This window comes from Pseudomonas sp. FDAARGOS_380 (assembly GCF_002591235.1).
Lineage (GTDB): Bacteria > Pseudomonadota > Gammaproteobacteria > Pseudomonadales > Pseudomonadaceae > Aquipseudomonas > Aquipseudomonas salmasensis.
In genome coordinates, this window is the sequence record NZ_CP023969.1 from 528,212 (window position 1) to 541,144 (window position 12,933).

The window sequence follows — 12,933 nt, forward strand, 5'->3', positions numbered from 1 at the left end:
AAAAACTCCTAACGCTTGTGGCCAGTGTCGAGCTTGCGTTCCAGATGCATGGAATAGCGCGACATACCAAAACAGAAAATCCAGAACACCAAAGCGGCGAACACGTAGCCTTCAGTGGCCATGCCCAGCCATTTGGGGTCGGCGGCGGCTTGCTTGACGCTGTTGAGCAGGTCGAACAGGCCGATAATGATCACAAGGCTGGTGTCCTTGAACAGGGCAATGAAGGTGTTGACGATCCCAGGGATCACCAACTTCAAGGCCTGCGGCAAAATCACCAGGCCCATGCTGCGCCAGTAGCCCAGGCCCATCGCCGCAGCGGCTTCGTATTGCCCCTTGGGAATCGCCTGCAGACCACCGCGCACCACTTCGGCCACATAGGCCGACTGGAACAGGATCACACCGATCAGCGCCCGCAGCAGCTTGTCGAAGTTCATGCCCTCGGGCAGAAACAGCGGCAGCATCACCGACGACATGAACAGCACGGTGATCAACGGCACGCCGCGCCAGAACTCGATGAAGGTCACGCAGACCACCCGAATGGCCGGCATGTTCGAACGCCGTCCCAGCGCCAGCACAATGCCCAGCGGCAAGGCGCCGGCGATGCCGACCGTGGCGATCACCAGGGTCAGCATCAGGCCGCCCCATTGGCTGGTCGCCACGTTGCTCAGGCCAAACACGCCGCCGTGCAGCAAGCAGTAGGCAATGATCGGATACAACACCAGAAAGCCCAGGCCGTAGATCGCCTTGCGTGGGAAACGCGAGATGAACAACGGCGCCACGCCGACGATGGCCAGCCATACCGTCATGTCCACGCGCCAGCGCAGGTCGACGGGGTAGTAGCCATACATGAACTGCCCGAAGCGCTGTTGGATAAACACCCAGCAGGCGCCCTCCTTGGTGCAGTCGGCGCGGGTGGTGCCCACCCAGTTGGCATCGAGGATGGCCCAGTGCAGGATCGGTGGCACCACCAGGTACACCAGGTAGATCGCCAGCAAGGTCAGCAGTGTATTGAGCCAGCTCGAGAACAAGTTGGCGCGCATCCAGGCCACCGGCCCGAAGACTTTGCTCGGCGGTGGCATGTCAGGTTTGAACGTATGCGTAGTCATGGGGGTGTCCTCACCGCTCGATCAGCGCAATGCGCTTGTTGTACCAGTTCATCAGCAGGGAAATGCTGATGCTGATCGCCAGGTACACGCTCATGGTGATGGCAATGACTTCAATGGCTTGGCCGGTCTGGTTGAGCACCGTGCCGGCAAACAGCGAAACCATTTCCGGATAACCGATACCGGCGGCCAACGACGAGTTTTTCGCCAGGTTCAGGTATTGGCTGGTCAGCGGCGGAATGATCACGCGCAACGCTTGCGGGATGATGACCTTGCGCAGCGTCGGCCCGGGGCGCAGGCCCAGCGAACGTGCCGCTTCGGTCTGGCCATGGCTGACGGACTTGATGCCCGAGCGCACGATCTCGGCAATGAACGCCGCGGTGTACACCGTCAGCGCCAAGGTCAACGCCAGCAGTTCCGGGATCAGCACCCAGCCACCCACAAAGTTGAAGCCCGCAAGCTTGGGCATTTCCCAATGCAGCGGCGTGCCGAAGAGCAACACGCACAGCGTCGGGATCACCACCAGCAGCGCCAGGCCCGCCCAGAATTTATGGAAAGGAACCCCCGTCGCTTCAAAGCGCTTGTTGGCCCAGCGGGTCATCAGCACGATGGCAACGATGGCGACCGCCAGGCTGGCCACAAACGGCCAGAACCCGTCGGACGCCAGCGCTGCCGGCATGTTCAGGCCACGGCTGCTGACAAAGAAGGTGTCACCGAAGTTATGGCTGTTGCGCGGCCCTGGCATGGTCAGGAACACCGCGAAGTACCAGAACAGGATTTGCAGCAGCGGCGGAATGTTGCGGAACACCTCCACGTACACCGTCGCCAGCTTGTTGATCATCCAGTTGGGCGACAAGCGCGCCACGCCGATGATGAAGCCAAGCAGCGTTGCCAGCACCACACCGATGACGGTCACCAGCAAGGTATTGAGCAGGCCGATCACAAACACCCGGGCATAGCTGTCCGATTCGGTGTAGTCGATCAAGTGCTGCGCGATGCCAAAGCCGGCACTGCGCTCAAGAAAGTCGAAACCCGAGGTGATGCCCCGGTGTTGCAGGTTGGTCTGGGTGTTATGGAACAGGTACCAGCCCAGCGAGACCACTGCCACGATCGTGATGATCTGGAACAGCCACGCACGCACTTTGGGGTCGCTGAAGCTGAGCTTCTGCTTGGGTGCGCCGATTTGATTTTGCATGAAGTGCCCCGAAAATAATGGAACAGAACATCACCCGGCAGTTGGCCTACCGGGTGACAGAACCATCAGCGATCAGCGCACAGGGGGTGCGTATTGAATGCCGCCGTTGTTCCACAGGGCGTTCAGGCCACGGTCGATTTCCAATGGCGTGCTCTTGCCCAGGTTGCGCTCGAACATCTCGCCGTAGTTACCCACTTGCTTGACGATCTGTACTACCCAGTCCTTCTTCACTTTCAGGTCTTTGCCGTATTCGCCGTCGGCACCGAGCAGACGCGCAACGTCCGGGTTCTTGGTGGCCTTGGCTTCAGCTTCGACGTTTTTGGAGGTCACACCGGCCTCTTCCGCGTTGAGCATGGCGTAGCCCACCCAGCGCACGATGGCCAGCCACTCGTCGTCGCCATTACGCACGACCGGGCCCAGTGGCTCCTTGGAAATGGTTTCCGGCAGCACCACGTAGTCTTTCGGCGAAGCCAGCTTGCTGCGCTGGGCGAACAGCTGGGATTTGTCGGACGTCAGTACGTCGCAACGCCCGGACTCCAGCGACTTGGCGCTTTCATCGGAGGTGTCGAAGGTGATCGGGGTGTATTTGAGGTTGTTGGCGCGGAAGTAGTCGGAAACGTTCAGCTCGGTGGTGGTACCGGCCTGGATGCAGATGGTTGCACCGTCCAGTTCCTTGGCGCTCTTGACGCCCAGCTTGTTGTTCACCAGGAAGCCGATGCCGTCGTAGTAGGTAATGAAGCCCGGGAATTTCAGGCCCATGCCCGCGTCGCGGGAGCTGGTCATGGTGGTGTTGCGCGACAAGATGTCGACTTCGCCTGACTGAAGCGCGGTGAAACGCTCCTTGGCGTTCAACTGGCTGAACTTGACCTTGGTGGCATCGCCAAACACGGCAGCCGCCACAGCGCGGCAATAGTCAGCGTCGATCCCGAGGATCTTGCCGCTGGCATCCGGCACCGAGAAACCCGGCAGGCCGTCACTCACACCGCACTGCACGAAGCCTTTCTTCTGCACGGCGTCCAGGGTGGCGCCCGCCTGGGCAAAACCACTGACACCCAGTACAGCCGCCGCAGTGACGATGGCCAGGGTGGATTTCAATACCTTCATTACAAACCTCCAATTGCTCTTGTTGTGTCGGAGCTCCAACCTCAGCGCACCCTTATGAGGCGATATCGACCCGTGTTGGTTTTTTTTGGGGCCAAGCAGCATGAGGTTTTTGCGGTAATTCCAGTTGCTTTCCCACGAGCGGCAGTCACTGATAGTGTTACCGTCCTAGGAGAGTTCTGACATCGAGATACACATAGCAAGGCGCGTACCAGAGTCTTGGCCGAGTGGCTGCAACTGCGGTTCAATGGCAAAAGATTCAGCCTTGCGACATTCTCTTAACAGATCAACCTGTCGCGCACCGTTCCGACGCACCTAATCGGAGCGCCCGCACATCTATGGAGCAAACATGACCGAACCCTTGATTCTTCAGCCTGCCAAGCCCGCAGACGCCTGCGTTATCTGGCTGCATGGCCTGGGCGCCGATCGCTATGACTTCCTGCCGGTGGCTGAAGCCCTGCAGGAAACCTTGCTGAGCACCCGCTTTGTTTTGCCGCAAGCGCCCACCCGCCCGGTGACGATTAATGGCGGCTACGAGATGCCGAGCTGGTACGACATCAAGGCCATGAGCCCGGCCCGTTCGATCAGCCTGGAAGAACTGGAAACGTCGGCAAAAATGGTCACAGACCTGATCGAGACACAACAGAGAACCGGAATAGACACTTCGCGAATTTTCCTCGCCGGTTTTTCTCAAGGTGGCGCGGTGGTTTTCCACACCGCGTTCAAGAAATGGGAGGGACCCTTGGGCGGTGTGATCGCCCTCTCCACCTATGCGCCAACCTTCGATAATGAACTGGAGTTATCCGCCAGCCAGCAGCGTATTCCGACGTTGTGCCTGCACGGCCAGTACGATGAAGTGGTGCAAAACACCATGGGCCGCAGCGCCTACGAGCATTTGAAGGGCCGTGGTGTCACCGTGACATGGCAGGAATACCCAATGGGCCACGAAGTGTTACCCCAAGAGATACACGATATCGGCACCTGGCTGACTGAACGCCTGCGCTGAACCCCGTGTTTATGTAGCCGTATGACAGACGCACTACGCCGCGCCCGATTCTTGCATTACACTGGCCGGCGTACATTCCTTAATCAATTAATGAGATGACCGTGCTCAAAGCACTCAAGAAGATGTTCGGCAAAAGCGAGGCTGAGCCGCTCGCGCCTGTTCCCAGTGCACCTGCCCCCAAGCCCGGCAACCGCAATGACGGTCAACAGCCCGGCCGGAACGCGCCCGCCGCCTCACCGAACACAACCACGGTGACGCCGCCTGAACAGGTAAAGCCTGCCGAGCCGGCCCCGATGCCTGTGGCCAAGCCCCGTCGCGAACGTGCGCCCAAGCCGCCCGTGGCCCCATGGAAGCTCGAAGACTTCGTCGTCGAACCTCAGGAAGGCAAGACCCGCTTCCACGATTTCAAACTGGCCCCGGAACTGATGCACGCCATCCAGGACCTGGGTTTCCCGTACTGCACGCCGATCCAGGCGCAAGTGCTGGGCTTCACCCTCGCGGGCAAAGACGCCATCGGCCGCGCCCAGACCGGCACCGGCAAGACCGCCGCGTTCCTGATCTCGATCATCACCCAACTGCTGCAAACGCCGCCGCCCAAAGAGCGCTACATGGGTGAACCGCGTGCGCTGATCATCGCGCCGACCCGTGAACTGGTGGTGCAGATCGCCAAGGACGCCGCCGACCTGACCAAGTACACCGGCCTCAACGTCATGACGTTCGTGGGTGGCATGGACTTCGACAAGCAGCTCAAGCACCTTGAAGCCCGCCATTGCGACATCCTCGTCGCCACCCCGGGCCGCCTGCTCGACTTCAACCAGCGCGGCGACGTGCACCTGGACATGGTCGAAGTGATGGTGCTGGACGAAGCCGACCGCATGCTCGACATGGGCTTTATCCCACAAGTACGCCAGATCATTCGCCAGACCCCGCCGAAAACCGAGCGCCAGACACTGCTGTTCTCCGCGACCTTCACCGAAGACGTGATGAACCTCGCCAAGCAGTGGACCACAGACCCGTCCATCGTCGAGATCGAAGCACTCAACGTCGCCAGCGAAAACGTCGAGCAGCATATCTACGCCGTCGCCGGTGCCGACAAGTACAAGCTGCTCTACAACCTGGTCAACGATAACGGCTGGGAGCGCGTAATGGTGTTCGCCAACCGCAAGGACGAGGTGCGCCGCATCGAAGAACGCCTGGTGCGCGACGGCGTCAACGCCGCGCAACTGTCGGGCGACGTGCCGCAGCACAAGCGCATCAAGACCCTGGAAGGCTTCCGTGAAGGCAAGATCCGCGTGCTGGTAGCCACCGACGTGGCCGGTCGTGGTATTCACATCGACGGCATCAGCCACGTGATCAACTTCACCCTGCCGGAAGTGCCGGACGACTACGTACACCGCATCGGCCGTACCGGGCGTGCGGGGGCTGCGGGTGTGTCGATCAGCTTTGCAGGCGAAGATGACTCGTACCAGCTCCCGTCCATCGAGACGTTGCTGGGGCGCAAGATCAGCTGTGAGACGCCGCCGACGCATTTGTTGCGGGCGGTGGAGCGCAAGCGGCCTTAAGCGCGAGTCAATGCCAGTCAGCGAACCTGACTGGCATCTTTACGGCCTCGGCCAATATTGCCGATCAGTCATCGCGATCCAGGTCACTCAGAACAGACTGACGAATACGCGTTACCTCCCGTCGAAACTCCCCGTAAAACTGAAAACTACTCCCTGACATGTCCACCAGTCCCAGGCTCATTGGTCGTGGCTGTGGTTGCTGCTGCCATTGGGGCTGCTCGTCCTGAGCCACTGGCTGCGCTTGTGTGCTTTTGAGTCGAGCATCCAGGCCACGGCCGAAGTTAGTCCATCTGAGCACCGAGCGCGCGCGCCCGAATAGTTGGCTGGCGGGGGTAATCTCTTTCGGGCCGGCGAACGAGTAAGATCTCCCTGTCGCATTCTTGCCTGCCGCAACGAGGCCTTTGCCAAGGGAACTGGAGAAGAAGCCTGTTGTATGTTCAGAGGCTTTGAGCATTGAGGCATCTCTAAAGGCTTTAACACCCACCGTGGCCGAAAGGCTGACACTGGAAAGGACACCGACGGTGGAAAACCCGAACGACGCCCATCCCAGATTCTTGATGTGCTGGGAACGATCCCAGCCCATCTGCTTGTCGACCGCTTCGATACTCAGCCCTGTAATCCCCAATGTACCGCCTATGCTGCTCGCTGAGGTAGCAACCGTAGCCAGCACCTTCCCTGCCAGCGCCAGCCCTGTAAGTTTGCCGATCCCGGCCGCGAGCCCCACCACTGCAACCTTGAACGCCACCAACGACAAGGCCAACGCAACGCCGGTAAGCGTCCAAGCCAACCACTTCGGCAACAACCCGCTAGGGTCGATGAGATTGACCGGATTCCCGGCACAGTAGGCGTAGCTGTTTATCCCACCTTCATCAAAAGGCGCCAATGGGTCAGCCGAAAGAAACACTATCAAGCGTGGGTCGTAAGCACGCGGCCCTAAATGGTACAGACCGACCGCTGCATCCAGACGCTCGCCGGTAAACGCCGGCGATTGCAGATCCGCCATCGAGCGCACATTGCCGTCCCGCGCAACCACGTTGCCTTCGCCATACGGAGCATAATGGCGCTGCACAGTAGCCTGCCCCGGTGCCACGACGCCGCGCACGGTGCCGGCCCCGTCATTCAGATGCAGTTGCGGCCCGTCTACCCCGCCAGTGCGTGCCTGCACGTGGCCAACTGCATTGAAGTAACGCAGTGTCCTGCTGCCCTCCACCAACGTATCCAGGCGATGCCCCGCGTAGGCCATGACCACCGGTGTTTCGTTACCCCGGGCCGCCACGACTTGGCGAGATTGAGCGTCGTACTGGTAGCTGCATTGCAGCGAGCCCTCCTGCACGTGGGTCAACTGGTCAAAGCCATTGTAGGTATAGATTCGCCCTGCCGGCCCACCGGTCAAATTACCCGCAGCATCATAGGCCAAGGCATCATCCTGCGCCGGGTTGGAGTGGGTTACACGGGTCAGGCGAGTGGGGTCGGCATCGGTGAAAAACCGTTCACTGATGTCCTGCGTACCGTCAGCGAAAGACGTTACGACGCGGGTGATGTTGTCCAGGCTGTCGAAACTGAATTGCTGCCCTGCAATGTTCCGTCCCAGAGAATCCTGAGGGTACTCACGCCCCTCACAACGATAAGTGGTCAGTCGCAAGAAGGCGTCATAGGTGAACGTTTCGCCAATCACCAATTGCGCAGCTGCATCACGCACAAAACGGCTGGCCAGCAAGCTATTGGGATGATAAGTGCTGGTCATCACTTGCAGCAGCGCGCCGTTTTGCTCAAAGCGCCGCTCAGCCTCGCGCCCCAGGGCGTCATAGCCCAAACGGGTGACCACCTCGGTATTGGCATAGCGGGTGGTCAGCACTTCGGGCCGCGCAAACCGGTCATAGTGCTGTTCAACCAGCACCTCCCCAGCCACCATCTTGCGGAACCTGCCGTTGGCGTCATATTCAAAGTCGCTGCGCTGCCCCTCAGGGGACGTGTGGTGCAGCAGGCGCCCCTCCAGTGAGTGGCCATAGCGGGCGGTCAATGGCATGCCGAGCACCGTTTGCACTTCTCTTTCCGGGTAACCGTTCACATCGTGGAATAACTCATGTTTGAACGTGCCACTCTCCGAATAAGTGGGTTGACCACTGACCGGGTCATGCCGGTACAGCCTGTCCGGATGCCCCGCCATCTTGACCGTGCTCAGCACGCCCAACTCCTTGTCATAAGCCCATTGCTGGCGCTTCCCGGCGCCGGAGACCACGGCCACAGGTTCAGTCCAACCGGTCTCATAATCCCAAGTAGTGGCGGACGCCGTCCCCCTGGACTGCGCTGTCAATCGGCCCAGGCTGTCGTAGGTGCGCGATCCCACCTGCCTGCCATCAATCTCGATTGAACTCGTGTGCGGCTCACTGTTGCCTGGCGCGTAGGCCACGGTGCGCTGCCGCGAAGGGCTGCCATCGGAAGGCGTTTGGACGGTCGTCACCACGCGGTCGAACAGGTCATAAGAGTAATCGGTGCGATGCTTATCCACGTCCAGACGTGACAGGCAACGCCCCAGGCCGTCATAGGTGCGCGACTCCACCTCAGTGAGCTGCCCGAGGGCGTCCATCCGGTTCACCTGGAACGGCTGATGATGAGCATTCAGATGAGTTTCCAGAAGCTCGCCGCCCTCGACTCCGGTTACACGCAGATGCAGCCGAGGGTCATAGTCATCGATCGTCTCGCGGCCATCGGCGCGTGTCACACGACTGGCGTTACCCCAAGGGTTATAGACGTAGCGCGTGGTCAAGACGCGCTCGCCATCCGGCAGATAATCAATACGCGTCTTTTCCACCGTCTGCCCAAGCGCGTCATAACGCCAGGTGCCGAGGGGCTGCTCGTTTGTTCCGCCCTCCAGCAGCAACGCTTGTGCAACCTGCCGTCCCATCCCATCGTAGTAAGTGACGGTGCTGCGGCCTTGCGCATCCGTAGTCACCAAATGGGCGCGTTTCGTGGGCGTTGCATAGTGATAGAAAAAATGACGCCCAGCTTCCTGCGGTTTACCTGGCGAAGCCGTTTCCGCCGTCAAACGCCCCGCAACATCATACGTCATGACCAGCGTTGCCTCCCCGTCGCGGCTCATCGACAGCAGGCGCCGGTTGACCAGAGAGAGCGTGCGTACCGATTCCAGCCAGTGGCCTTCACGGCCCAACAGCCGATGAGTTTCACTGAGCGTATCGCCGCTCATGGTGTAACTGAAATGGCTGACTAACGATTGTCCGTCGATGGCAGAAGTGCTGCTTTTCAATCGCCCAAGCAGTTCCAAGGGGGCGTCGTAATAGCTTTGCTGCTGACTGACCCTGGCGTCCTGAGAGCTCGCCAGAAGAACACAGTAACTGCTGCCTGTCGCAGGTATTCGAGTGTGGGTGTACTCGGTAAGGCGGTCTGTGGGGTTGCCTGCTACGGGGATCAAGCGCTCTTGCTTTAAGTAACGCTGAAAAAGCCCATGAGGGTCGGCTGGACATTTTCCGCTTTCACCATTGATCGGGTAATAGCTGAACTCGGTGCGAACGCCGGAAGCCTCGGTGCGACTCAACTCGTTGCCGTATTCATCGGTTTCGATCGCAACCTGCACTTCTCTCGTCGTACCGCCAGCCACCAACTCATAACGAGTGGTGATAAGCCTGGGCAGTTGGAGATTGGCGGGCTGCGCCGGAAAGAGCCCTGGGGCGGTGTTGTAAGCAATGGTCGTGGTGGCTCGTGCGCCTTCACGCAAGGTTTGTTCTTCAATCAGCAGGTGGAATTTGTTGAACGTGCTGCGGGTACTGCTCAGTACGGTACTGTCTTGCGAGTCGATATATCTCTCTTCAACCCAATAGTTATAGTCCCCACCAATCACGTACAGGTTGTCCTCACCTTCACGAAAGCCGCCAGAATAGGGGTAACCCGTAAAATTACTGCCCGTGCTGTAGGTGTAAGTTCGGGTAATGGGCAACTGACTGCTCGCGGGTGTCTGAACCCAACTGTAAACCCGTGGGATATATTGACCATTGCCATACTGATGACCGTTCTCGACGTACCTGATTAGCTCCTCGCCTCCCATCGGCGACTTCACACGGTTGATGCCAATCAATCCATTGCGAAACGCGGGCGTATAGCCAAAAGCGAACCCAACACTCTCAAACGGCTCATCCCGATCATAAGGGGCCGTGATAGCGGTCAACTTATCACTGGTATACGTGAAACGAGTACGTGCATATCGACCGCCGTCTACCCGTGAGTCAACCGCTGCCAGGCGCCCGCTGGAATAGGACAGCTGCAACAACACTTCCTGATTGTGCCCCAGAACCCGCTCGAGCGATCCGCCCAGCGTATATTCCCACTTCATGCGCTCGCCGTTCTCAAACTCAATCGCCACGATTCGATAAGGCATGGAACTGCTGGTACGCTGCAACACTTCAACAGTGCCGTCTTTGTAAATCACATGCAGCGTACTCGTATCAGGCCGCCGAACCACCAGGTTTTTGAGCTTGTTATCCTTAATAATTAACGTGCCGCCAACAGCGGGCAAGCTTTGGGTTTTGAACTGCTCCCCGGTAAGCAGCGTTAGTCGCAAGCGTGCACTGTCGAACTCAGTATTACTTATCCGCCATCCTGTACCGTACACGCTTGACGCCGTATTGAGCATGGAGAACGATAATGCAATATCACGGCTTACCTCTAGTGGCCCCACAGGATATAACGTCATCAGATTAATTCGGACACTGTAGTGCCCCGTACGCGTGTCGACCGCACCACTTAAATAAGCACTAAAATTGAAAGCTTGGGAATAGACATCCATATCAACCACCACTCGCCGACCAATATCATTAGGTATCGAACCACCCACCCAATGACGTCAACCATCCTTTAACCCCAGAAGATTGCCACCATCTGAGTAGTCGATAACATAAACCTGCTCACACCCATAGTTATCCCACAAGCGCCATTTGCTTTGGTGATCTAATTGCATACCCCAAAATTGATTATCACGATACCTGACCGCACGCATAATGGTAGAGCGCCTGTCGAACCTGACAACCTTATGGTCTCCATCTGGGTGGCTTTTAGAGATATCGGATATCACCACCTTGGGATTGGCGACATCCTTACCGTATACGATGCCGCCCTTATAAGTGCGATTGGGCAAATACCCTTTGCAGTAGGACGAAGTGGAACTTTTCCCTTCCTGATGAAGAAAAAGCGGCGAATCAAGACCCCGATTAACAAGAAACCTCTCCCCCGATCTGGGGGTCCAATAATATACATCAACATCGCAAAAAAAATCTTGATATGCGCCCTGATCATCGTATTGTATGAGATCACTGACCCATAACCTATACGGGGGAACGAAGCCAATCGTTACATACGAAATAAAGCTAATATCATCATGATCATAGTTAGTCGTATATCGAATCCCATCCACGTCAATAACGGCCATGAACCGAACCCTTTCATGAGGGGTTCCTGCGTTAACCCGCAGGTATCGATTGATCACTTCCTTTGGCGGGCCGATGGCGTTTTGTCGTTTTGAGGTTGCCGTCTCACGCACAGCTTCAGCACCCGCGCTTCTCAAACCGAGGTCATATATGTTTTTTCCTTTATCGCAACTCCAACCGCTAGGAAGCGGTTCATGATCATTCAGCGAAAAGCGTGTTAACGTCAGACTGTTGCGCTGTGCATCCGTCAATTTGGCTTGCACCGTACTGCCATCAGGGCGACGCTGCATCATGATGACCTCCACTTCCACCTGGCACTGATGACGGCCATTGGAATAAAGAGCGTCGGTCAATGTCTGACCATTTGGGAGCATAATCTCGAAATGCTCCAAGTAGTACGACCCCACTTCCGATGCATTCCGCAGGTACAGATTCCCTTGACTGTCACCCTCCAACGTAAACGTATGCTCTGTTCCAAAGTTGTCCAACAACCGCCAAGACCTACGTTCATAGCATTCGGGAAAAACAAAGAGATTACTGACAACCCTGATCGCACGCATGATGGTAGGTCGCTCATTAAATCTCACCAGCGCATGTTCATCGGGCACACCCAAACCCTGATGGAGTTCTCCTATCTCCAACGTTTGTCCAATTTCATTTTTATTGGTAAGCGTTCCTGCTTTATAAGACAGCCCAACCCAGCCCTCTACCGTTCGCGACAATGAAGAGTCGAAAGCAGCTCCATCACCCGGTAAATTAATCGGTTCCGCAATACCTCTATTTTCGACAAAAAACACCCCTGCTGGAGGTTGCCAATAGTAGACCGCAGCCATCACTACCGCATTCGAACTAGAAGCGAAATACGCGCCATTATCTTCATAGACTTCAAGATCTCGAACATCCAGATAAAACGGTTGCTCAGGCACGAGGGTAACCGATGAATCAAAGGCCGCTCCGCCTTGGGAAAAGTGCGTTGTATAAACTTTCCCATCAATAACTATCCGCGCCATAAAGCGCACCGGCCCCATCGCGACATCTAAATCACAACGCAAATAACGGATTACAGACTCGCTCTGTGGATGGCAGGCGAATTCAGTTACGGTACTTTTTGAATATTCATTGTCTGAATCTTTCGTCCAGAGCCCAATGTCATATCGATTTTTCTGCGTATCACAACTCCACCCGCGCGGAAGTTTTTCATTATGCTGCTCAGACCATTCAACGACGGCCACACTGCTACGCTCTTCATCAGTCAAGAGGGCAACGATCCACGTACCATCTGCGGCGCGGAGCTGCTTGACAATATCAATGATAACTTCACATTGATGATTACCATTGGCATACAAGCCATTGGCCCTATTCGTTCTATTTGGGCGCCTGATACTGAAACTCAATAATCTGCTTGCATGCTCGTGCGCGACCATACCCTACCTTCCGCTATTGCTTGTTGGTGATGTGGCCAATGTCTCAGCGAATTTATCTCACGTGAAAACCACATTGGCGCCCTAACACCATCAAAGCCTATAACGGT

General features: G+C 57.2%; 7 protein-coding genes. 2 read left to right on the top strand and 5 right to left on the bottom strand.

What is annotated here, in order from left to right:
* Positions 1 to 8 precede the first annotated feature (8 nt).
* The 3 genes from CRN80_RS02600 to CRN80_RS02610 all read right to left on the bottom strand — a co-directional run bounded on the left by CRN80_RS02600 (position 9) and on the right by CRN80_RS02610 (position 3,402).
* Complete coding sequence (locus tag CRN80_RS02600) at positions 9 to 1,106, bottom strand: amino acid ABC transporter permease (RefSeq protein WP_003188758.1); 1,098 nt, start codon at positions 1,104 to 1,106, stop codon at positions 9 to 11.
* Positions 1,107 to 1,116: 10 nt separating this feature from the next.
* Positions 1,117 to 2,298: an amino acid ABC transporter permease gene (locus tag CRN80_RS02605; RefSeq protein WP_098949510.1), complete on the bottom strand. Its 1,182-nt coding sequence runs from the start codon at positions 2,296 to 2,298 to the stop codon at positions 1,117 to 1,119.
* 72 nt (positions 2,299 to 2,370) lie between these two features.
* Complete coding sequence (locus CRN80_RS02610) at positions 2,371 to 3,402, bottom strand: amino acid ABC transporter substrate-binding protein (RefSeq protein ID WP_057701502.1); 1,032 nt, start codon at positions 3,400 to 3,402, stop codon at positions 2,371 to 2,373.
* A gap of 346 nt (positions 3,403 to 3,748) precedes the next feature.
* Here CRN80_RS02610 and CRN80_RS02615 point away from each other — a divergent pair, with 346 nt between their 5' ends.
* Positions 3,749 to 4,405, top strand: a complete 657-nt coding sequence (locus tag CRN80_RS02615; RefSeq protein WP_098949511.1) for an alpha/beta hydrolase — start codon at positions 3,749 to 3,751, stop codon at positions 4,403 to 4,405.
* A 95-nt stretch (positions 4,406 to 4,500) separates the two neighbouring features.
* On the top strand, positions 4,501 to 5,967 hold the full coding sequence (gene rhlB, locus CRN80_RS02620; RefSeq protein WP_098949512.1) for an ATP-dependent RNA helicase RhlB: 1,467 nt from the start codon (positions 4,501 to 4,503) through the stop codon (positions 5,965 to 5,967).
* Between the two features lie 64 nt (positions 5,968 to 6,031).
* Here rhlB and CRN80_RS02625 read toward each other — a convergent pair whose 3' ends face one another.
* Both CRN80_RS02625 and CRN80_RS02630 read right to left on the bottom strand, forming a co-directional pair.
* Positions 6,032 to 10,765 (bottom strand): RHS repeat domain-containing protein, encoded by a 4,734-nt coding sequence (locus CRN80_RS02625; RefSeq protein ID WP_098949513.1) that lies wholly within the window; start codon positions 10,763 to 10,765, stop codon positions 6,032 to 6,034.
* 57 nt (positions 10,766 to 10,822) lie between these two features.
* Positions 10,823 to 12,748 carry a hypothetical protein gene (locus CRN80_RS02630; RefSeq protein WP_138183490.1) on the bottom strand — a complete coding sequence of 642 codons (1,926 nt, stop codon included), beginning with the start codon at positions 12,746 to 12,748 and terminating at the stop codon, positions 10,823 to 10,825.
* Between the last annotated feature and the right edge of the window lie 185 nt (positions 12,749 to 12,933).

Bases quoted from the DNA above. Each gene is read 5' to 3' on its own strand.
- CRN80_RS02625 (WP_098949513.1), bottom strand. From the start codon at position 10,765: ATGGATGTCTATTCCCAAGCTTTCAATTTTAGTGCTTATTTAAGTGGT.
- rhlB (WP_098949512.1), top strand. From the start codon at position 4,501: ATGACCGTGCTCAAAGCACTCAAGAAGATGTTCGGCAAAAGCGAGGCT.
- CRN80_RS02605 (WP_098949510.1), bottom strand. From the start codon at position 2,298: ATGCAAAATCAAATCGGCGCACCCAAGCAGAAGCTCAGCTTCAGCGAC.
- CRN80_RS02600 (WP_003188758.1), bottom strand. From the start codon at position 1,106: ATGACTACGCATACGTTCAAACCTGACATGCCACCGCCGAGCAAAGTC.
- CRN80_RS02610 (WP_057701502.1), bottom strand. From the start codon at position 3,402: ATGAAGGTATTGAAATCCACCCTGGCCATCGTCACTGCGGCGGCTGTA.
- CRN80_RS02615 (WP_098949511.1), top strand. From the start codon at position 3,749: ATGACCGAACCCTTGATTCTTCAGCCTGCCAAGCCCGCAGACGCCTGC.